Here is a 21438-nt window from a genome sequence, read left to right on the forward strand (position 1 = left end):
GGACAATTAGCTGGCTCGTAAAAGGGTTTTCATTTTTTCGCTGCGGCAAAACTGACGCTTTACCTCCACCACCAGCGGATGGCGCGAGAGCACAATCATCACGGCAAAGGCCAGTGCGCCTGCGGCAATCTGTACGGACAGCAGCCACCCCAGCGGCAAATGCCCCTGGAGGGCGATACCCAGACCGTAGCTCACCGCGAGGGTGGGAAGAGAGAGATAAAACGGCAGCCACAGACTGAGGATGTACTGCCGATAGCTGGAGCCCAGCACCGGTTTAATCATCACGAAGTAGCTCAGAATGGTGTTAACGATCTGCACCAGCAAAAAACCCAGCGTCACGCCAGTTGCGCCAGCCAGATGTCCGCCCACAATAATGGCCGGAATAAACAGAAACGTTTTGAAGACGTTAAATTTGAAGCTGATATCCACACGCGCTTTCGCCATCAGCAGCGAGCCAATCGGGTTGCCGACGGCACGCAGTAACCCCACCACGCACAGCAGTTGCAGTACAGGGATAATACTGTTCCACTTTTCACCAAAAACCAGCGGCACAACGTTATTGGAAACCACCATCAGCCCGAGCAGTGCCGGGAAGTTAATCATCCCCACCACAGACAGCAGCTTGTAAAAGTTAATGCGCAGCTTCTCTGTGTCATCCTGAATTTTGGCAAAGGCCGGAAACAGCACGCGGGTGATGATGGGGTTGAGCTTCATCGGCGGCACCACCGCCACGTTATACGCAAGGTTGTATCCCCCGGCGACGCCCGCGCCGAGAATACGCGCCAGCACCAGCGTCGACAGGTTAGTGTTAACGTAGTTGATGATACTGTCCGCCGTCAGCCATGCGCCGAAACGCAGATTGGATGAGACGGACGCCAGTGAAAAATACAGTCCCGGACGATAAATTTTGCGCCCAAAGTAGCCAAACAGCAGCGTGCGCACCGCACTGTTAACCAGATAGCCAAGGATCGCCGTCATCGCCAAAGGCCAGAAATGGGCGCTGACCACCGTAAAGGTAAATCCCGCCAGAACTGAAGAGGTCTCAATCATCCCAATCTTGTTGAACTCCAGCTCCTTTTGCATCAGCGCCCGGAACTGCTGTCCGTGAGGGATCACCACAAAAACCAGCGACAGCGTTTTGATCAGCGGCGCCAAATCGGGGTTATGCAACACGCTCCCGATAAAATCGCTAAGCAGAAACACGCCCGCACAAACCACTATGCCGAGACCGACGTTCAGCCAGTACAGCGTGGTAAGTTCAGGATGGCTAATCTCTTTGCGCTGAATAATTGAGTTGGCGATCCCAAAGTCCGATAACGTGTCAGCCAGCGCAATAATCACCAGCGACACGGTCAACAGACCAAACTGGTGATTGTCGATAATGCGGGCCAGAACGGTCATCTGAATCAATCCAAGACCGATGATGATCGCCGTGGCGATGGCGGACCATTTCGCGCCGCTGATGGTTTTTTCTCGTAAACTCATGATCGTTCCTTAATAGGCCGCTTTGTTAACAAAGCCTTTGAACACCGTCAGAAAAACGATCCTGATGTCAAACCACAGGCTCCACTCGCGGATATACTCCAGATCGAACTCCACCCGCTTTTCCATTTTCTCCAGCGTATCGGTCTCCCCGCGCCAGCCGTTGATTTGCGCCCAGCCGGTGATCCCTGGTTTTACCTTGTGGCGCAGCATGTATCCCTCAATAAGCTGACGATACTGCTCGTTATGCGCCACCGCATGCGGGCGTGGACCGACGATAGACATGCCACCGGTCAGCACATTGATAAACTGCGGAAGTTCATCCAGCGAGGTGCGACGCAGAAAATTACCGACTCGGGTAACGCGCGGATCGTTTTGCGTCGCCTGGGTGACCACCCTGTCGTTCTCCATCACCTTCATCGAGCGGAACTTCCAGACCTTGATCGGCTTCCCGTCCATGCCATACCGGGTCTGGCGGAAAATAATCGGTCCCGGCGAGCTGAGTTTGACCGCCAGCGCGATACCGCACAGCACCGGGGAAATCAGCAGCAGAATCAGCGAGGCCAGCACAATATCTTCCGCCCGCTTCAGCAGGCGATTGATCCCCGACAGCGGCGTGTCATACAAAGGAACCACCGGTACGCCGCTCACCTCTTCAATGCGGGAATGCAGAATGTTGAAAGTGAACACATCGGGAATGAGGATCACCGAACAGGTGGTGTCGGCCAGTTCACGCACCAGTTTTTTCACCTGCGCACCGTCACACATCGGCATTGCGATATAGACGTTATGAATGCGTGAGGCTTTGGCGTCTTCAATCAGCTGTTCAAAGTTGCCCGCCCAGTCTGATGTCACGCCACCGGGTTTCGGATCGTGATACACCCCTACCACCTCAAAACCCAGCCAGGGCTCATTGCGGAAGCTGTCCAGCAGCGCCTGGCCCGCGGGTAAATCCCCCGCCACCGCCACGCTACGTTTGTTATACCCACTGTTACGCAGCCAGCCAGCGCCATAGCGAATAAACGAGCGACAGAAAACTAACCCCAGGCTGGAAAGCAAATACCACGCCAGCCAGGTGGTGAGGCGGTTATCGAAATCCTTATTGAACGCGACCAGCCCTGCGCTGAATACCAGGCTCAGCGTCCAGTTTTGCAGGAGCAGCGTCAGTTCAGTGAAAATTTTGACGCCGCGCCAGGAACGATAAAAATCGGTCATGCCGCCCAGCATCTGAAAGACAACCAGCGTAATCAGCGCCACCAACAGGTGCATGTACAGGAAGGGCAGTCCACTTATCTTGCAGACAATCCACAGCCCACCAAACATGATGGTGATATCTGAAAAGCGTTGCACCATAGAGATTAACGATGCATTGGTTTTGGTTCGCTCGCGCTTTTTTAGATTAGTCATCGTTGTTCCTGTTATTAACCCCCCTTACCCGCTGGCGGGTAAGGGAAGAGCTGATCTTACTGATTCAGCAACGTCAGCAGAGTGCGCGTTCGCGCTTCCATCAGCGGAATATCACCGCGCGATTCCACATTCAGGCGCACCACCGGCTCGGTGTTGGAAGAGCGCAGGTTGAAACGCCAGTCAGCAAACGACATGCTGATGCCATCGGTTCTGTCCACCGCCAGCGCGTCACCGGCAAAGTGCTGCTCCACGCGCGAAATCGCTGCCGCAGGCTCGTCCAGCTTGCTGTTGATTTCCCCGCTTGCCGGGAACGCCGCCATCCGGTCGCGTACCAGCTCACCCAGCAACTGCCCTTTCAGACACACCAGCTCCGCCACCAGCAGCCACGGGATCATCCCGCTGTCGCACCAGGCAAAATCACGAAAATAGTGATGGGCGCTCATCTCGCCGCCGTAGATGGCCCCCTCTGACCGCATTCTCTCTTTAATAAAGGCATGACCTGTTTTGGACATGATGGGGATCCCGCCAGCACGCTCGACGATCTCAACTGTGTTCCAGGAAAGACGCGGATCGTGGATAATTTTGGCTCCCGGCTGTTTTTCGAGAAACGCCTCCGCCAGCAGCCCGACAATGTAGTAGCCCTCGATAAACTGGCCTTTTTCATCAAACAGGAAGCAGCGGTCGAAATCGCCGTCGAAGGCAATCCCCATATCCGCCCCGTGCTCGATCACCGCATTGCGGGTATCGGCGCGGCACTCCGGCAACAGCGGATTCGGGATCCCGTTCGGGAAGTTGCCGTCCGGCGTGTTGTGGACTTTGATGAACTCAACCGGCACGCCCAGCGCCTTAAAGCGCGCTTCGATGGCATCCACCACCGGGCCGGCCGCGCCGTTGCCGGAGTTAATGACCAGCTTCAGGGGAGTGAGGTTTTTAACGTTGATGTAGCCCAGCAGGTGGTCGATATAAGTTTCACGCAGGTTGATCTGTTTGTAGCCACCGCGTTTTGCTTCGCTGACGGGAGGGAAGTCATTGGCTTCCGCCAGCCGCTGGACGTCGCGCAGACCGGTATCCCCGCTGATGGGACGCGCGCCCTCACGCACCAGCTTCATGCCGTTGTAGTCCATCGGATTATGGCTGGCGGTCACTTCAATACCGCCATCAACGCCCAGATGGAAGGTGGCAAAATAGATCTCTTCGGTACCGGACATGCCAATATCCAGCACGTCGACGCCCGCATCCTGCAACCCCTTCGCCAGCGCCAGCTTCAGCGGCTCGCTGGTCAGACGCACGTCACCGCCGAGCACGATGGTTTTTGGTTTCAGGAACTCGCCATACGCACGGCCAATCCGCCACGCAATCTCTTCATTCAGCTCTTCGCCTAGCCTGCCGCGAATATCGTAGGCTTTAAAACAGGTTAATTTCGTCATGTTTTTACCCTTCTTCAGGCAACAGTTGGCCCTCTCCTTACTGGAGATATTTTTAATAAAGTTGATAACCATTAGATTTCGCGTCGCAGGAAGGCGGCGACTGGATGCATCCCCGGGAGCTTAGTTAACTAAGTGACCGGGTGCGCAAAGGAAGCCAACGCATCTGCGGCGCGAAAGAGGGTGGTTAGCGTTAAACCCGCCCGTAGCGATCCTGAAATCGCACCACATCATCCTCTTCAAGGTATGAGCCGGAGCGCACTTCAATCAGGTCGAGTGGAATTTTTCCTGGATTCTCCAGGCAGTGCGTTGCGCCCAGAGGAATATAGACAGACTCATTTTCACCAAGCAGTCTGATATCGCCGTCAATGGTGACTTTTGCCGTCCCCGCCACCACCACCCAGTGCTCGGCGCGGTGATGATGCATCTGTACGGAAAGCCCCTCGCCCGGCTTAACGGTAATGCGTTTGACCTGGTAGCGTTCGCCCGCGTCGATAGAGTCATATTTCCCCCACGGGCGGTAGACTTCGCGGTGGATATGGTGCTCATGACGGCCATCAGCTTTAATCTGCTCCACCACTTTTTTCACATCCTGTACCGCATTCCGATCGGCGATCAGCACCGCATCTTTGGTCTGTACCACGACCAGATCTTTTACGCCGACGGTGGTGACCAGCCCGGATTGCGCATAAACATAGCTGTTTTCGGTCTTATGGCTAATGACGTCCCCGTGATGCACGTTTCCCTCTGCGGTGTGGGCGCTGATTTCCCACAGCGAAGACCAGGAGCCGACGTCACTCCAGCCCGCGTCCATCGGCATCACGACGGCGTCAGCCGTACGCTCCATCACCGCGTAATCCACCGACTCTTCGGGACAGGCCAGGAAGGCGTTCTCATCTACGCGGATGAAATCAAGATCCGGATCGACCACGCTCATTGCTTTTTCGCAGGCGGAGAGAATATCGGGACGGTACTTTTTCAGCTCTTCCAGATAACGACCGGCGCGGAACAGGAACATCCCGCTGTTCCAGTAATAATCACCGCTCGCAACACAGGACTGTGCGGTTTCCAGATTGGGTTTCTCAACAAACTGCGCCACGTTAAACGCCACGGCATCCTGCTCGCCGGGGCTGACATCGCCGCGGCGAATATAGCCATATCCGGTTTCCGGCAGATCCGGGACGATGCCAAAGGTCACCAGCTTACCCGCTTCAGCGTATGGCATCGCATTACGCACCGCATCCCGGAATGCTTCTTCGTTGGCGATGATGTGGTCAGCCGCCAGCACCAGCATTAGCGGATCGCTGTCCGGGTTGTGTCGCTTGGTCGCCAGCGCGGCCAGGGCAATGGCTGGCGCGGTATTCCGTCCCGCCGGTTCCAGAATGATGTTTTCGGTCAGTTTATTAAGCTGACGCAGTTGCTCAGCCACAATAAAACGGTGCTGCTCGTTGCAGATCACCACCGGGCTTTCGCACTCCACGCCGTTCAGACGACAAATCGTCGTTTGCAGCATGGAGAGATCCCCTTTCAGGCAGAGGAACTGTTTTGGATAGAGCACGCGGGACAGTGGCCACAACCGGCTACCAGAGCCACCTGCCATCACGACCGGATACAAAGTGGTTTGACTCATGATTTATCCCCGTATATCTGCAATAAATTGGCTCAGCACGTTCTCTTTCTCGAGGGTGCGTTCGGCATATTCACGTGCCACCGTGTTCTCTTTTGGCATGGCGAGCGCCTGTTCGATTCCGCTCACCAGCGCAGAAACCGATTCAGGCTCCACGCAAACGGCAATTCCCGGATAGCTGTCGCACAGCTGGCCTAATTCTGTTTCGGCTTCCGCCGTAATCACCGCGTTTCCGCCCACCGCCAGAATGTTAGTCAGCTTGGACGGCAGCACCGCATCCGCCGCGCCGCGCTTTTGCACCACCAGATGGCAATCGCCCATCTTCAGCAGCGCAGGCAGTGCCTCATAGGACTGAAGCGGGAAGAATTTCACGCTGCTCAGGCCGCGTTCGCTGACCATCTTCTCCAGCCGCGCTTTGCCGCCGCCCTGCCCGACAATCACGAAAATAAGCGGTTGGGCGCTGAGCTGAACGGCCGCGTCAATAACATTTTCCAGTCCCTGCTTTTCGCCAATATTGCCGGAGTAAAGAATGATTTTTTGATCGGCAGGCAGGCCGAGCTGAGCGCGTAGCGCCTGCGCGTTACCTTCGGTCACATCACGAAAACGTGCCACTTCCGACCAGTTAGGGAAGAAAATCAGTTTTTCCGCCGCCACGCCCTTCTCCTGCGCTTTATTCATCATCGAACGCGAGATGGTCGAGACGTAATCGACGTTATGCAGGCCGCTGCGCTCAAAGCCGCTGGCCAGTTTCGCCACCTTACCGCCCTTGCCTTTGCCCGCCATCCCCAGGCCAAGCATCGCGTCCACTTCATAATCCTGAATGTGCAACAGCGTACGCGCGCCGGAGAGTTTGCCGAGCAGGCGCATACCTGGCGTGCAAAACAGTGTCGGCACCACGCCGATAATGCGATCCGGCTTCCAGCGACGCTGCGCCATCAGCGGGAAAAAGCTGCTCAGGGCAAAGCTGCCCAGATGCAGTAATCTTTTCAGCGTGGACGGCTGTTTCGGGACATACAGCGGACAGCGCCAGACCGTCGCCACGCCGTCTTCACGGCGATAGCGCCAGCTGGAGTAGCGCTCGCCCACCCTCCACTGCGGGTAGTAAGGCGGCGCGGTAATGACCCGCACGTCATGCCCCTGGCGCGCCATCCACTCGACCATTTCGCCGGTGTATTTACCGATACCGGTGAGTTCAGGCGAATAGTTGATTCCGTACACCAAAATCTTCATACACTTCATCCTTCAGCCTGATTCTGCGTTGGCGGCGTCTGCTCACCCCAGTCACTTGCTTCAGCAAACGCCTGGGGATTCCCGGACTTACCGCCTTGATTCAGGCTGAATGATTTCGTGTAACATCCCGGCGCCCCGGCCTGATGCTCCGCGAGGAAATAGGCCCGACTGTTGTCATGGACGCTGTCGCTTGCCAGTAACGCCTCAGGCGTCAGCCAGCGGTAGTCGTCATGCTGAGAATCAGGCAGACGCAGGTCTGCTTCACTCACCTTCAGGCGAAAACCGAGCACCACATAGTGAGTGGTGAAATCGGTGCCCGAAAAGTTATCGTCATAGAAGTGCTGCCAGACCCCAAAAAACTGGCCTGCTGCCATCGGCAGTCGCAGGCCCAGTTCCGCCAGAGTGAGACGTTCAAAGGCCGTTGCCAGCGTCTCATCCTTCTGCACGCGCCCGCCGGGCACAAACCAGTAGCCCTGCGCCGGGCGGTTGGTTCGTTTCCCCAGCAAGAACTCGCCGCGCTCGTTCTCCACAATCAAATCGATCGAGATGAGCGGCGCGGAACGCACTACCGTGGCAAAATCTTCCTGACGTAAAAACATGCTTACCCCCGGAACCGGTGCTGATTCTCAAGGAACCACTGGTACGTGCTGGCCAGGCCAGCCTCCAGCGAAATTTCGTGATACCAGCCGAGCTGATGCAGACGGGTGACATCCAGTAATTTGCGCGGCGTGCCGTCCGGTTTGGTTGCGTCAAACACCACGCGGCCTTTGTAGCCCACCACCTGTGCAATGGTCTGTGCCAGCTCGCGAATGGTGCAGTCCACGCCGGTGCCAACGTTAATGTGCGAGAGCATCGGCTGGGTGTTCTCCTGCCAGACTTCACGATCCAGCTCCATCACGTGGATGCTGGCCGCCGCCATATCGTCCACGTGCAGGAACTCGCGCATCGGCGTGCCGCTGCCCCATACCACCACGTCCGGGGCGTTCTCAACCGTCGCCTCGTGGAAGCGACGCAGCAGCGCCGGGATCACGTGCGAGTTGCGCGGGTGGAAGTTATCGTATGGCCCATACAGGTTAGTCGGCATGACCGAGCGGTAGTCGCGGTCATACTGGCGGTTATAAGATTCGCACAGTTTGATCCCGGCAATCTTGGCAATGGCGTACGGCTCGTTGGTCGGCTCGAGCGTGCCCTGTAACAGTTCGCTCTCCGCCATCGGCTGTTGCGCCAGCTTCGGGTAAATACAGGATGACCCCAGGAACAGCAGCTTGTTCACGTTGTGCCGGTGCGCCGCGTGAATGATGTTGCTCTCGATCATCATGTTTTCGTAAATAAAATCCGCCGGGTACGTGTTGTTGGCGACAATACCGCCCACTTTTGCCGCTGCCAGATAGACCTGATCGATACGCTCCGCGGCGAAGAATTCGTGCACCGCTTTGCCGTCGAGCAAATTCAGCTCGTCGCGGGTACGTAATACCAGCTCCACGTCGCCGCGCTGCTCCAGCTGGCGCCTGATTGCAGAGCCCACCATCCCGCGATGACCGGCAATAAAAATACGTTGTCTGTTCATTCTCAGGACTCCAGCGCGATGGCGACCTCGTAGCCGTGCGACCTCAGCAGAGAGTGCTTCTTCGCCGCTTCCAGATCTTTTGCCACCATCTCAGACACCATTTCCGAAAGCGTGATTTCCGGCTTCCAGCCCAGCTTTTCATGCGCTTTGCCCGGATCGCCCAGCAGGGTTTCCACTTCGGCCGGACGGAAGTAGCGAGGATCAACGGCGACAATCACATCACCCGGCTTCACGCCCGGCGCATCATGACCGGTCACAGAGACCACGATCCCCTTTTCTTCCACGCCTTCACCTTCAAAGCGCAGTTTGATACCCAGCTGCGCCGCCGCCATTTCAACGAACTGACGCACGGAGTACTGCACGCCGGTGGCAATCACAAAGTCTTCCGGCTGTTCCTGCTGTAACATCATCCACTGCATTTTGACGTAGTCTTTCGCATGGCCCCAGTCACGCAGGGAGTCCATGTTGCCGAGATACAGGCAGGACTCCAGCCCCTGAGCGATATTGGCAATCGCACGGGTGATTTTGCGGGTCACGAAGGTCTCACCACGGCGCGGAGACTCGTGGTTGAACAGAATGCCGTTACAGGCGTACATCCCGTAGGATTCGCGGTAGTTCACGGTGATCCAGTAAGCGTACAGTTTGGCAACGGCATACGGAGAGCGTGGGTAGAACGGGGTGGTCTCTTTCTGCGGGATCTCCTGCACCAGGCCGTACAGCTCAGAGGTGGAGGCCTGATAAAAACGGGTTTTCTTTTCAAGGCCGAGGAAGCGGATCGCCTCCAGCAGGCGCAGCGTCCCCATGGCATCGACATCGGCAGTATATTCCGGGGATTCAAAGGAGACCGCCACGTGGCTCATCGCCCCCAGGTTGTAGACTTCATCCGGCTGCACTTCCTGCAAAATACGGGTCAGGTTGGATGAATCGGTCAGATCCCCGTAGTGAAGATGGAACTTCGGATTGCTGGTATGCGGATCCTGATAAATGTGATCCACGCGTTCGGTATTGAACGAAGACGCACGACGCTTAATACCATGAACTTCATACCCTTTTTCCAGCAGAAGTTCTGCCAGGTAAGAACCATCCTGCCCGGTTACGCCAGTGATGAGAGCGACTTTTGACATTTTATTACCTCTTAATTGATCCCATTAGGGTGTAACGTTTTAACGCGTTCACGCGTTGCCACTGCGGGATTGCCACGGCAAATCACATTTGCCGGTAGCGATTTAAAAACACTGCTTCGGGCGCCGACGACGGTGCCATCACCGATTGAAACGCCAGGCGCAACGAATACATCCGTCGCCAGCCAGCATTTCTCGCCAATCACAATGGGCGCGGCGTTAATATCAAAATGAAGGCTGGCGTGATCGTGACTGCCGGTGCACAGATAACTTTTTTGTGAAACCACCGAGTGCGCACCAATCGTAATATCACCTAACGTATATAAATTGACGTCATCTCCAACCCATGCGTAATCACCCAGGGTTAATTTCCACGGATAGGTGATTTTTACCGACGGGCGAATTACGACGTTTTTTCCTATTTTTGCGCCAAATAAACGTAGCAAAAAAGCGCGCCAGCGATACAGTATCTGCGGCGACCAGGCAAATAATGTCGCCTGTACCGCCCACCATAATTGTACTTTTATTGCATTGCCGCCCCGGAATCCTTCAGGCACGGAGAAACCGCTGAGATCCTGCATCATTCATCCTTATTTACCCTATGAATTTCAAAACCCGACGGACGTTCAGACTTTGTTATATAAGGTTTTGCTTTTGCTGGTCGTGCGCAGACGTAAATACCATGACAGCTCGGCAAAAAATCCCGGCACACGTAATATCTGACGCTGAACTTTTTTCGCATCCCGGCATAATTCCAGATTATTCGTTGTAGACACGCCACCCATTGAAAATTCAGAAACCATACCGTTTAGTTTTTTAAAGGCATATCCCGCTTTATACATTCTGGCCGCCAGGGCGTAATCGGAAGACACCTTGTACTGCAAATCGTATTGCCAGACTTTCAGTCCCGTCACAGGGAAAAATATTGCCTGATGACTTGCCGGCAGGCTGTGATAAATATACCAGCCAGGTTTGGCGCTACGCTTAATTTTATGGCCATCGCCAAAATCGAGTAACGCATCGCCGGTCACCATAACGTCATCATTCTGTGTTCGTAGCTGACGCACAAAGCGCGCAGCCTCGGGATGGAAAATATCGCCTGAATTGAGAAACAGGGCGAACTTACCGCGCGCCATTTCAATCCCTTTGTTCATCGCATCATAGATGCCGTTATCCGGCTCGCTGACAAAGCGTAAGTGATACTCGCCATTGAGATTGTCAAGAAACGCCCGGGTGCCATCGTTTGAACCACCGTCCACCACGATCCATTCAAAATCGATGTCGCTCGCCTGCGCCAGATGCCTTAATGAGGCGTGCGTTTTGATGATTCCCTCAAGGTTACGAAACGCGACGGTGATAATGCTGAGTAACATGTGAATTACCTCGTGATACCCGTCATACTTCAGGTTGCAGGTGCGTTGGCCTTCCTGCAACTCGAATTATTCAGGATAAATTCAGCGCTTTGCGCAAAATAAATGGACAAACGATTAAAAAAGCATATTCCGGGCTAAATATTGAACCGGTAAAAAACAGCGAGACCGGCGTAAAAAGATAGAGCTGCACCCGAAAATTCTGATTATCGCCAAACGCATTCAACGTCATTTTTAGGACTTTCCACATGTACCACAACGTCAATATCACCGCGAACCATGAGAAATAAATAATCAGCAGATACAATCCATTGTCTATGGTTTTCCCGACATCCGCACCGTTAAAAATTCCGAATGATGCGACATATTCATAAAGTGAGCCAAATCTGACAACGCCATCAATATGGGTTAAAGAATACCCCACCATCACCAGCGGACCGATAATACGATAATATGATGATGACCCTTCCGTCCCTAAATCACCGAGTCGCGTGGAGATATAAGGAAAGGCAAATATCATCCCTGTTAAAAATACGGCTAATGAGATTATCGCCAGCGGTAACTTTTTCTTGATCGCATCCTTATTCAGATACTGAAACGCCCACTCCAGGAGAGCAAACAGGATAAAGGTCATAACACCTGAAAACGATCCCGACAATATTATCCCTGCCAGAATCATAGCATCGGCTTTAGGCGTTTTGATACCAAACTGTTTTATACTGAGCCAAATTGAGATTAATGCCAGAGCGAAGAATGCGGGTTCAAAATAGAGTGCGGTGGTTCGCTTACCGCCAAATTTAATAAAGTTCAGCACATAGCTGTTACTGTAAATAAGATATTTCGAAATTCCTTCCATCAGGCTGCTGCCGCCGGTCAGGATAATCTGCGCCATCTCGGCGGCGGCCAGCATCACCACCAGCGTCACCACCAGATAGAAAAAGCGCAGGATCTTACGGTAGTTATGCGGCGAGATGGTCCTGAAACGAATACTCCACACCATGCCGATGATAATGACAATATAGACAAACAGCATGGTTGAGGTGACGTATTTACCGGCATCCAGTGACTGACCAAACAGATAATTAAATGCCGTCAGCGCCGCGCCCACCCCCAGCGCAATCATCAGTTTTTTGACGCTGATACGTTCAAGGAACAGCAGCAGCAGAACGGGAAGAAAGGTGACGATAGTGATGGGAAAACTTTCACCCAGTTGAGCAATTTTGACGTTGACCAGTAAGTAGATCAGCGGTAGCAGCAGGTAGCTACAGATTCTGATAGAACGAGACATACTCCTCCAGCATCTGTTGACCGCTGTACGCCGCGCGACTCCGCTCGCGAAACGCGGTAAGCGTGGTGTCAAAAACGGCCTGGGCAATTTCCGCTTTTTTCAGCTTTACCAGTTGCAGTACCTCATCCTCGGCAAATGTTTTTCCTCCCGACTTGCGCAGCACCTCGCGTGCCGCCTCGCTATGGGTGGCAATCACCGGAACGCCAATTGACAAGGCTTCACACAAAATCAGCGGATAGTTATCGACCCTGGAACTGAACACCAGCGCGTCCATCTGATTAAGCGCGCTCATTAATTTGCGTTTATCGGTTTCAAAGCCGTGGTTGATAACGTTTTCCCCGGCAAACGGAGAGAACTTGCCGAAAGTATGCAGCTCCACTTTCTCACCCGCCGCCACGATCTCGCGTACCAGCTGCGGGTTTGTTTTGCCGTCATAACGCAGATCGTGCGCTACCACCGCAATTTTCGATTTGCCCTGACTTTCACTCATCGGGGCCAGCTCGGCCAGAATCGCTTCGGTCGCCACGTCAATCCCGTTATTAACGATCCGACAGCGACCGGCCCCGTACAGGCTGTTAAATGCCTCTGCCACATGCTGGCTCGGCGAGATAAACTGACAGCCCAGTGCCAGCATATTGCGGAACAGCTGACGTTTTCCGCTAACCAACTGATGCGCCCTGTCCACCTTCACCGGCGGATAGTTGCTGAGCGTCGGGCACGTCTGGCAGCCGCTTTTCCAGCCCTCACACCCATCGGTAAAGGCGCAGCGCCCGGTCACGCTCCAGTGATCGTGCAGCGTCCAGACCAGTTTTACGTCCCGCTTGTGGTTTTTAACCCGTTCGCAGAACGTCACAACGTCGGCCAGGTTCAGCCAGTAGCTGTGCAGTACATGAAAATGCAATACCAGAGGACCCGGCGTGCGGGTGACCGTGCGATACAGATTATTGAGGTTGCCAAACAGATCGCGGTTGAAAAGACGAAATAGCGCAATATTCGCCGCCGACGTCAGACGCGGCGTTTGCCTGATGACGTGCGGATAATGGTTGTGACTCTCGCTTTTCTTTCCGCCCTTGCCGTACCCGTAGACAAATTGTGAATTCAGCCCTTTTTGCAGCGCGCGCTGATGCAGATCCAGTGCCACCCCTGCCGCACCGCCTTCCGCCAGCCGCACGTTAAATTGTAAAATATTCATTTAATGACCTTTACCCGCGCTTTTTCGCCCACCACCAGCGCATTATCCGGGATGGTGTCGAGCACCACGCTGCCTGCACCAATCGTGACGTTATTACCCACGGTAATGTCGCCAATGATGACCACGTTGGCCCCCAACTCCACGCCGTTGCCAATCACCGGACAGTCCAGACTGTCCGCCCCCCGATTACCAATCGTAACGCCGTGACGGATAGTAAAATCATCCCCCGCGACCACGTGTTTATTGATAACCACCGCATAGCCATGATGGATGGTGAACCGACGACCAATGGTCGCCGCCGCCTGAATTTCATAGCCGAAAAAGCATTCGGTCATGATGCGATACAGCACCAGCACCGGTGCCGCCCAGAGATTGTTCAGCGCGCTCTTTTTGCGCCAGACGGAGCAAAAATGGGCAACGCGATACGCCAGCACCATGCAGCACGGGCGCAGACTCCAGCTGTTTGCGCGCAGATCCTCCAGCATCCTTAGCGCCCCCGTAATCCGTCAGCCAGGCGCTTGCCATTACGCACTGAGAAGAGCGTCAGCAAAGTGCGCCAGGTCATGCGTTTGTTGCGGATCTGATAGAGCGTAAACAACTGGTACTTTTTACTGCCCCGATCGAACTTATCTTTGTGTTTACGGTAGAAGTGGAAGTAGCCGGAGAATTTTTTCGGCGACGAGGTGATCTGCATTTCGCCATGATTGATATGCAGGATCTGGGTTGCCTCGTCCACCTTCCAGGGTTCACCGTACTCCACGACCATACGTAAAAAGATGTCATAATCCTGAGCCGCAGAAAGGGAGGTATCGAACAGACACTCTTTGAAGCGCCACGCCCAGGTAAAAACCTGGTTGCCAATAATGTTGCGCTTGTAGAACAGACGGCGGGAATACGGTGATTTCGGATACAGCGGCAGGCTGGCTGGCTGTGAATAGACTTCCCCTTCGCACACATAGTCATTGGCATACAGAAACGCATGGGTGACCAGCTGCTGCTTATGCTCCAGAAAGATGCTCAGGCGGTCTGGCGTCCATTCATCATCATCATCAATTCCAGTGATGTACTGCCCACGGGCCTGCATAATGGCCTGGTTACGCACCGCGCAGGCGCCGGAATTCACCGCGTTATGGGTGTAGCGCACGCGCGGATCGTTCAACCCTGTCACAAACTGCTGCAATTGTTCATACGAAGAGGAGCAATCATCAACGATAATCATCTCCCAGTTCGTATAGTCCTGACGCAGGACCGATTTAATCGCACGGATCGCCAGCTGTTGCCTGTTCCAGGTTGGCATATAAATTGAGATCAATGGATTGTCTGTTGTCATGCTTATTTCCCGGATAGTGCCGGATGGCGGCCTGCAGTCACCCGCAATCTTGTCGGCTCTGCAGGCCTGATCATCAGGCAAATTATTATTTGGAGTCTGATTGGTATTCGTACTCGTAGTACCCGTAATCCTGGTACCCGGTGGCGCGACGGAAGATGGAGTTGAGGATCACCCCTTTGACCTGGATACCGTTTTGTTCGAAGCGGCTGAGACTGGTTTCCACCTCTTTGAGGGTGTTAACCGCATAGCGCGCCACCATCAGCGTGGTTCCGGCATGGCGGCCCACAATCGCCGCATCGGTAACGGCCAGAATCGGCGGCGTATCAATCAGCACCAAATCGTATTGGCTGCCTGCCCAGCGGATCAGCTCGCCAAAACGCTCGCTCATCAGCAGCTCAGAAGGATTGGGCGGTATCTGACCGCGGGGGAGCAGATCAAAATGGGGAATGGAGGTCGGTTTTGCACAGGCGGCAATATCGCCTTTACCAATCAGAATTTCGGACAGGCCGTTGACGTTGTTGGTGCCCAGCAGTTCGTGGGTATACCCTTTGCGCATATCGCAGTCGATAAGCAGCACGCGTTTATGAGTCTGGCTGATCACCGCCGCGAGGTTGGCACAGACAAAAGTCTTGCCGATCGAGGGGCTAACCCCGGTAAGCATGAGCACATTATTTGGCGCCTGCATCATGGCAAAGTGCAGGCTGGTGCGCAGGCTACGTACCGCTTCAATCGCCAGATCCGTCGGATTCCCCACCGCCAGCAGCTGGCTCTGCTTATAGCGCTTAACCCCCTTAATGGTTTTGACATTGTCACGCGCCTTCTGCCACTCGGAAAGCGGAATACTGGCGTAAACGCTGATGCCGTTCTCTTCGAGCACCTGTGGACTTTCAATTCCGCGATTCAGCAGTGAGCGCAGCAGTACGCCAACCACAGAGAGCATCAGACCAAGAATAATACTGCCGAGGATGATTAACGCTTTCTTCGGCTTCAGCACGCCAGGCTGGGCAATCGCCGGGTCAACGATGCGCACATCGCCGACGGTGCTGGCCTCGGTGATTTTCAGCTCCTGCTGTTTGTTGAGCAGCTGCATGTAGACCTGCTGACCTGATTCCACGTCACGGGTGAGACGCACGATCTCCTGCTGCGTTTTCGGCATCGCCGTCACACGCCCGTTCAGTTTGGCTTTCTCATCCTCCAGCGCTTTACGTTTTTCCAGCAGCGTGCGGTAAGCCGGATGCGCTTTGGTGTACAGCTTGGAGATTTCAGCCTCTTTAAAGGTCAGTTCGTTAAGCTGAGCATCAATATTGACCATCGAATCCAGCACCGCTTTGGCCTCAAGCGGTAAGTCCACCGAATCCTTATCCTGACGAAAGGCGTTCAGCTTATTTTCCGCGACGTCCAGACGGTTACGCACCTCCGGCAGCTGCTGAGCCAGAAACGCCAGGCTTTTCGCCGCTTCCGCAGATTTCCGCTCAACGTTCTGCTCCAGATAATTGCGGGTGATGCTGTTGAGAATGTCACGGATCTGATCCCTGTCTTCACCGGTGAACGTCAGGCTTAACACGCCGGTATCTTTCCCGTTTTCTGTGACGGTAAGGTTGTTTTGCAGATTATTGATCATCCCTAGCGTGGAGAATTTGGCGACGGTGAATTCACTGTTCGGGCTGGCATGGATACCGCTGACCGTCATTGTCACGCCATCTTTATTCAATAATTGCCCGACCTGACCACGAGCGCTAAAGCCGCCATCACTGGTCAGTTCATAGCTTTTGTCATTCAGCACCTTAAGCGTGAAGACCTGCTCGTTCATCTCCTTTGGACGGGTGAACGTTGTCACTTTTACCGTGTCGTTCTGACGCCCCATCAGCCGATCCCAGCCTGCACCAAACAGCGGGAAGGTGTTTTTGGTCACGGAGATATCAAGGTCGAGATCGTCAACGGTTTTGCCAAGCACGAGTCGCGACTGAATCAGCTGAATTTCCGCCTCTGATGCTGGCGGTTTGTTCGCCAGCGCGGAGCCAATATCCTGTACCAGTGAGTTACCGGAGTTTTGTTCAATCTGTACCAGCGCATCGGCGCTGTAGATTGGGGTGGCGAAGAGCGTATAAACCACCGCACACAGGGCAAAGACGCAGGTAATCCCCAAAACCCACCATCGCGCCTCGATAACGGTGCCGACCAGACGACCGATGTCGATTTCATCACTGCCCGTTACCGGAGCGGCAAGCTGTTTTACTTTTTCTGTCATTGTTTTACCTGCTCTGCGTTCAATGCCTGCGCCCACTGGCGAGCAGACCTTTCAAGTAATGTGTACACCGCTTCAAACGCCTCGCGACTTTTGCGATACGGATCGGGTATTTCACGCTCGCTGTCCCAGTGGCCGAACAACATCACTTTCCCGCGCATCTCTGGCGCCATTGCACACAATTTGTCGATATGGCGTTTTTCCATCGTCAGGATCAGGTCATAGTCGCGACACATGCGTCCCGATATCTGGCGGGCGCAGTGTCCTTCAAGCGAGAGGTTGTGCGCAGCCGCGACGTTGGCTGCCGACGGGTCAGCGCCTTTCCCCACCAGCGCGCCCAGCCCCGCGGATTCAACCGTCAACTCCGGGTGATAACTTTTCAGCAAACGCTCTGCCGTCGGGGAACGACAAATATTCCCCACGCAGACCACCAATATTTTGTTAAACATGATGATTACCAGGTATGAATGTCGCGTGCCGTATCCGTCATATAGCGAACACCGCTAATGGTCGGCAGCAACTGATTGATCAAACGATTCCAGCGGGCAACCGGTGCGGTCGTGACATACACGACGTCATACGGCTGGAGACGGAATTCCGTCGCCATTACCAGAGAAGTAGCATCGGACATATCAAGCTGATAAATATTGGCAATCTTGCCGTCGCGTCCCCCCTGGCCTTTCAGAGGACGGATCACAAAGATGCCGCTGGCATTGGAGGTGGTCAGATCGATGCCTTCAGCATTACCCAGGGCTTCGGTCAGCGTCATACCGCTAAAGTCCATTTTGAGGGTGCTCTGTTTCTTCACTTCGCCCATCACGAAGACTTTCAGATCGTCATTGCGCGGTACGAACAGAATATCGCCCGGATAGAGCAGACGGTTCTGGCTAAGGTCGCCGTTTTGCATCAGCGCCTGCAGGGAGATACGTTGTTCCTGGCCATTATGCGTCAGCACCACGTTGCGCCAGTCAGCGGCTTCAGTCAGCCCACCGGCAGCATTAATGGCATCCAGAACGGTTAACGGTACGTTGGTAATCGCCTGCTGGCCGGACTTATTCACCTGCCCGGAGACATATGTCTTCTGCGAGCGGAAAGCGGCGATATTAACGTCTACCTGCGGGTCGGCGATGTACTTCGCTAAGCGGCCGGTAATATCACTGCGAATTTCACCCAGCGTCTTACCGACGACGCTGACTTTGCCGATGTAGGGATAAAACATCGTGCCATCCGGCTGAACCCAGTTGCCGGCATCGCTGGAGCTGCGGTACTGACCGGCTGGAGTGGTCAGTTCCGGATGGTCCCAGACGGTCACGTTGAGAACATCGCCCGGCCCTACGCGATACTGATAATCTGAGATCTCCCTTTCCAGTGACATATTAGGCTGTGCCACATTAGGTCGCGGACGTAATTGCTCGACCAGACGTGGCGTCAATGGATAAACATTCACCATCCGGTCAAGGTCGAAATTAGCGTCCTGCTGCTTAATCACATCTTTCCCTGAAGTGGACATATTGCTACCCGGAAGAACGGTGCAGCCGCTTATCAAGCTTACCGATACCAATAATGGCATCAATTTCATTTTGGATTTCATCATTGATTATTTATCACTTTGGCAGAGTAATTATCCTGTGCAATTTAAATAGCGACTTCGCCGTGCACATTTATACCCGTCATACTTCAGTTTACAGGTGTGTTTGTTTCCCGACCCATTCCTGGGCCAGCGCAAGCGTTGTTCAAAACGAGGATGCCGTTTTGTCCCGTAACCCGAATTATTTTGGCTATACATTGCAGTTAATTGAAAAGAAATTTAACTGGCATCAGTCCTAAAAAAATTGAATTCATCCGCAGGCTATTGACAGAATAATTTATGCTCATCTTCAGGTGGTCAGACACGCTACCGCCCCTGGCTTTTTAGCTACCAGTACACTGATTAATTAAAATTTTTATGCAGCCCATACGCTACTCTTTCCGATAAAGACAGATACGATGGGGTACCAGGGAGTCATACAATAATAGTCTGACCTAAATTCACAGTTTATTTTTACCACCATTAATGCTGAAAGAATTGTTACAGCTAACGTAATAGCAGGCAAGGTAACAAACCTGCTATTATCTGTTTTTAAGAATAATATTAAGCCTGGTAAAATACATTTTTTAGGAATTACTTGATGTTGACAAAAAATATTTAAGACACCTGCCCTGCGATATATCCGAAATATATTTATCGCTAAAAATCGTTCCTGCCAGAAACTATAAGGCTATTTTTATCAGCTCATGACGCTAACAGGCTGATATAAAAGAGAGGAAAATTCGCCCCTGGCATTGCATTTTCCGTCAGCTTTATCCATGATCGAAATGTGACAATTTTCATGTAGACTCTTAATAATTCGGGTTGCGGGACAAAACGGCGTCCTCGTTTTGAACAGCGCTTGCGCTGGCCCTGAAGGGGCGAGGCCGAAGGTTGAGTCACGCGGCAACGCACCAGCAACCTGAAGTATGACGAGTATAACCAAAGGTATTGCACTTACTATGGAATGGATTGCCGATCCATCAATCTGGGCCGGGCTGATCACGCTCATCGTGATCGAATTAGTCCTCGGCATTGATAACCTGGTCTTTATTGCCATCCTCGCGGAGAAACTGCCTCCCGGCCAGCGCGATCGCGCGCGCGTCACCGGGTTACTGCTCGCCATGATTATGCGCCTGCTGCTGCTGGCATCCATCTCGTGGCTGGTAACACTGACCAAACCGCTCTTTAGCGTCCATGAGTTAAGCTTTAGCGCACGCGATCTGATTATGCTGTTCGGCGGCTTCTTCCTGCTGTTTAAAGCCACGATGGAGTTGAACGAACGGCTGGAAGGTAAGGACAGCGATAATCCGACCCAGCGCAAAGGGGCGAAATTCTGGGGTGTCGTCGCGCAGATCGTGGTGCTGGACGCCATCTTCTCTCTCGACTCGGTGATTACCGCGGTCGGGATGGTCGACCATCTGGCGGTAATGATGGCTGCGGTGATTGTGGCTATCAGCCTGATGCTGCTCGCCAGCAAGTCCCTCACCCGCTTTGTCAACGGTCATCCAACCATCGTCATTCTCTGTCTCAGTTTCCTGCTGATGATCGGCTTTAGCCTGGTGGCGGAGGGGTTTGGTTTCCATATTCCGAAAGGTTATCTGTACGCAGCCATCGGCTTCTCGGTCATGATCGAAGCGTTAAATCAGCTGGCAATCTTTAACCGTCGTCGTTTCCTGTCTGCCAACCACACGTTGCGCCAGAGAACGACGGAGGCGGTCATGCGTCTGTTGAGCGGACAAAAAGAGGACGCCGAACTGGACGCTGAAACAGCCTCTATGCTGGTGGATCATGATAACAGCCAAATCTTCAATCCGCAGGAACGGCGAATGATTGAACGGGTGCTGAATCTTAATCAGCGTACCGTCAGCAGCATCATGACCTCCCGGCATGATATTGAGCATATCGACCTCACCGCACCGGAAGAAGAAATCCGCGCGCTGCTGGAAAAAAACCAGCATACGCGCCTGGTCGTAACCGGTGGGCACGATGAGGAAGATCTGCTGGGCGTGGTCCACGTTATCGACCTGCTGCAACAGTCGTTACGCGGCGAGCCGCTCAATCTGCGGGCGCTGATTCGCCAGCCGCTGGTGTTCCCGGAAACGTTGCCGCTGCTCCCGGCGCTGGAGCAATTTCGAAATGCGCGCACCCACTTTGCTTTTGTCGCGGATGAATTTGGTTCTGTGGAAGGCATTGTGACCCTGAGCGACGTGACGGAAACTATCGCCGGTAATCTGCCGAATGAAGCGCAAGAGATTGATGCGCGCCATGACATTCAGAAGAACCCGGACGGCTCCTGGACGGCGAACGGCCATATGCCGCTGGAGGATCTGGTGCAGTTCATACCGCTACCGCTTGATGAGAAACGGGAGTATCACACCATCGCCGGCCTGCTGATGGAGTATCTGCAGCGCGTGCCAAAAACAGGTGAAGAGGTTCAGGTGGGAGATTACCTGCTGAAAACGTTGCAGGTCGAGAGTCATCGCGTGCAGAAGGTGCAGATTATTCCATTGCACGATAAAGAAGAGTTAGATTACGAAGTGTGATTAAGCGCCTGGCCCACCAGACCTAAGTGATGCCGGATGGCC

The 21438-nt window shown here is 53.8% G+C and carries 17 protein-coding genes and 1 pseudogene; 1 reads left to right on the top strand and 17 read right to left on the bottom strand.

Features of this window, described 5'->3' with window-relative positions; translation table 11 throughout:
- Positions 1-6: 6 nt before the first annotated feature.
- The 17 genes and pseudogenes from wzxC to C3432_RS02500 form a co-directional block, all read right to left on the bottom strand.
- A complete protein-coding gene (wzxC, locus tag C3432_RS02420) occupies positions 7-1485 on the bottom strand; it encodes a colanic acid undecaprenyl disphosphate flippase WzxC (RefSeq protein ID WP_103775095.1) in 1479 nt (492 codons plus the stop codon).
- A 9-nt stretch (positions 1486-1494) separates the two neighbouring features.
- A complete protein-coding gene (gene wcaJ, locus C3432_RS02425; protein WP_103775096.1) occupies positions 1495-2889 on the bottom strand; it encodes an undecaprenyl-phosphate glucose phosphotransferase in 1395 nt (464 codons plus the stop codon).
- 56 nt (positions 2890-2945) lie between these two features.
- Entirely contained in the window at positions 2946-4316 is a 1371-nt protein-coding gene (gene cpsG / locus C3432_RS02430; RefSeq protein ID WP_103775097.1) for a colanic acid biosynthesis phosphomannomutase CpsG, read from the bottom strand.
- A 190-nt stretch (positions 4317-4506) separates the two neighbouring features.
- Positions 4507-5943: a mannose-1-phosphate guanyltransferase gene (cpsB, locus tag C3432_RS02435; RefSeq protein WP_103775098.1), complete on the bottom strand. Its 1437-nt coding sequence runs from the start codon at positions 5941-5943 to the stop codon at positions 4507-4509.
- 3 nt (positions 5944-5946) lie between these two features.
- Positions 5947-7170, bottom strand: coding sequence for a colanic acid biosynthesis fucosyltransferase WcaI (gene wcaI, locus C3432_RS02440; protein ID WP_103775099.1), 1224 nt, complete (start codon positions 7168-7170; stop codon positions 5947-5949).
- Positions 7171-7295: 125 nt separating this feature from the next.
- Positions 7296-7769 (bottom strand): annotated as a pseudogene (locus tag C3432_RS02445) (GDP-mannose mannosyl hydrolase); the annotation flags it as partial.
- A gap of 2 nt (positions 7770-7771) precedes the next feature.
- Positions 7772-8737 carry a GDP-L-fucose synthase gene (fcl, locus tag C3432_RS02450; RefSeq protein WP_103775100.1) on the bottom strand — a complete coding sequence of 322 codons (966 nt, stop codon included), beginning with the start codon at positions 8735-8737 and terminating at the stop codon, positions 7772-7774.
- Between the two features lie 2 nt (positions 8738-8739).
- Entirely contained in the window at positions 8740-9861 is a 1122-nt protein-coding gene (gene gmd, locus C3432_RS02455) for a GDP-mannose 4,6-dehydratase (protein ID WP_103775101.1), read from the bottom strand.
- Between the two features lie 11 nt (positions 9862-9872).
- Positions 9873-10439: a colanic acid biosynthesis acetyltransferase WcaF gene (gene wcaF / locus C3432_RS02460; RefSeq protein WP_103775102.1), complete on the bottom strand. Its 567-nt coding sequence runs from the start codon at positions 10437-10439 to the stop codon at positions 9873-9875.
- A gap of 45 nt (positions 10440-10484) precedes the next feature.
- A complete protein-coding gene (gene wcaE, locus C3432_RS02465) occupies positions 10485-11231 on the bottom strand; it encodes a colanic acid biosynthesis glycosyltransferase WcaE (RefSeq protein ID WP_103775103.1) in 747 nt (248 codons plus the stop codon).
- A 70-nt stretch (positions 11232-11301) separates the two neighbouring features.
- Complete coding sequence (gene wcaD, locus C3432_RS02470; protein ID WP_103775104.1) at positions 11302-12516, bottom strand: colanic acid polymerase WcaD; 1215 nt, start codon at positions 12514-12516, stop codon at positions 11302-11304.
- Positions 12491-13708: a colanic acid biosynthesis glycosyltransferase WcaC gene (wcaC, locus tag C3432_RS02475; protein WP_103775105.1), complete on the bottom strand. Its 1218-nt coding sequence runs from the start codon at positions 13706-13708 to the stop codon at positions 12491-12493. The genes wcaD and wcaC overlap by 26 nt, the downstream gene beginning before the upstream one ends.
- The gene (gene wcaB, locus C3432_RS02480) at positions 13705-14193 is read right to left on the bottom strand and encodes a colanic acid biosynthesis acetyltransferase WcaB (protein WP_103775106.1); all 489 of its coding nucleotides are present in this window, start codon (positions 14191-14193) and stop codon (positions 13705-13707) included. Before wcaB ends, wcaC begins: the two co-directional genes overlap by 4 nt.
- Positions 14194-14195: 2 nt before the next feature.
- Positions 14196-15038: a colanic acid biosynthesis glycosyltransferase WcaA gene (gene wcaA, locus C3432_RS02485; RefSeq protein ID WP_103775107.1), complete on the bottom strand. Its 843-nt coding sequence runs from the start codon at positions 15036-15038 to the stop codon at positions 14196-14198.
- A gap of 85 nt (positions 15039-15123) precedes the next feature.
- A complete protein-coding gene (gene wzc, locus C3432_RS02490; protein WP_103775108.1) occupies positions 15124-17286 on the bottom strand; it encodes a tyrosine-protein kinase Wzc in 2163 nt (720 codons plus the stop codon).
- Complete coding sequence (gene wzb, locus C3432_RS02495) at positions 17283-17732, bottom strand: low molecular weight protein-tyrosine-phosphatase Wzb (RefSeq protein ID WP_103775109.1); 450 nt, start codon at positions 17730-17732, stop codon at positions 17283-17285. Before wzb ends, wzc begins: the two co-directional genes overlap by 4 nt.
- A gap of 5 nt (positions 17733-17737) precedes the next feature.
- A complete protein-coding gene (locus C3432_RS02500; RefSeq protein WP_103775110.1) occupies positions 17738-18877 on the bottom strand; it encodes a polysaccharide export protein in 1140 nt (379 codons plus the stop codon).
- 935 nt (positions 18878-19812) lie between these two features.
- Between C3432_RS02500 and C3432_RS02505 the strand changes: the two genes are divergently transcribed.
- A complete protein-coding gene (locus C3432_RS02505; protein WP_103775111.1) occupies positions 19813-21396 on the top strand; it encodes a TerC family protein in 1584 nt (527 codons plus the stop codon).
- Positions 21397-21438 lie beyond the last annotated feature (42 nt).

The organism is Citrobacter amalonaticus (assembly GCF_002918555.1).
In the GTDB taxonomy this organism is placed as follows: domain Bacteria; phylum Pseudomonadota; class Gammaproteobacteria; order Enterobacterales; family Enterobacteriaceae; genus Citrobacter_C; species Citrobacter_C amalonaticus_A.

Excerpts from the sequence above, each read along its gene's own strand:
- wzxC (WP_103775095.1), bottom strand. The coding sequence starts at position 1,485 with ATGAGTTTACGAGAAAAAACCATCAGCGGCGCGAAATGGTCCGCCATC.
- wcaJ (WP_103775096.1), bottom strand. The coding sequence starts at position 2,889 with ATGACTAATCTAAAAAAGCGCGAGCGAACCAAAACCAATGCATCGTTA.
- cpsG (WP_103775097.1), bottom strand. The coding sequence starts at position 4,316 with ATGACGAAATTAACCTGTTTTAAAGCCTACGATATTCGCGGCAGGCTA.
- cpsB (WP_103775098.1), bottom strand. The coding sequence starts at position 5,943 with ATGAGTCAAACCACTTTGTATCCGGTCGTGATGGCAGGTGGCTCTGGT.
- wcaI (WP_103775099.1), bottom strand. The coding sequence starts at position 7,170 with ATGAAGATTTTGGTGTACGGAATCAACTATTCGCCTGAACTCACCGGT.
- fcl (WP_103775100.1), bottom strand. The coding sequence starts at position 8,737 with ATGAACAGACAACGTATTTTTATTGCCGGTCATCGCGGGATGGTGGGC.
- gmd (WP_103775101.1), bottom strand. The coding sequence starts at position 9,861 with ATGTCAAAAGTCGCTCTCATCACTGGCGTAACCGGGCAGGATGGTTCT.
- wcaF (WP_103775102.1), bottom strand. The coding sequence starts at position 10,439 with ATGCAGGATCTCAGCGGTTTCTCCGTGCCTGAAGGATTCCGGGGCGGC.
- wcaE (WP_103775103.1), bottom strand. The coding sequence starts at position 11,231 with ATGTTACTCAGCATTATCACCGTCGCGTTTCGTAACCTTGAGGGAATC.
- wcaD (WP_103775104.1), bottom strand. The coding sequence starts at position 12,516 with ATGTCTCGTTCTATCAGAATCTGTAGCTACCTGCTGCTACCGCTGATC.
- wcaC (WP_103775105.1), bottom strand. The coding sequence starts at position 13,708 with ATGAATATTTTACAATTTAACGTGCGGCTGGCGGAAGGCGGTGCGGCA.
- wcaB (WP_103775106.1), bottom strand. The coding sequence starts at position 14,193 with ATGCTGGAGGATCTGCGCGCAAACAGCTGGAGTCTGCGCCCGTGCTGC.
- wcaA (WP_103775107.1), bottom strand. The coding sequence starts at position 15,038 with ATGACAACAGACAATCCATTGATCTCAATTTATATGCCAACCTGGAAC.
- wzc (WP_103775108.1), bottom strand. The coding sequence starts at position 17,286 with ATGACAGAAAAAGTAAAACAGCTTGCCGCTCCGGTAACGGGCAGTGAT.
- wzb (WP_103775109.1), bottom strand. The coding sequence starts at position 17,732 with ATGTTTAACAAAATATTGGTGGTCTGCGTGGGGAATATTTGTCGTTCC.
- C3432_RS02500 (WP_103775110.1), bottom strand. The coding sequence starts at position 18,877 with ATGATGAAATCCAAAATGAAATTGATGCCATTATTGGTATCGGTAAGC.
- C3432_RS02505 (WP_103775111.1), top strand. The coding sequence starts at position 19,813 with ATGGAATGGATTGCCGATCCATCAATCTGGGCCGGGCTGATCACGCTC.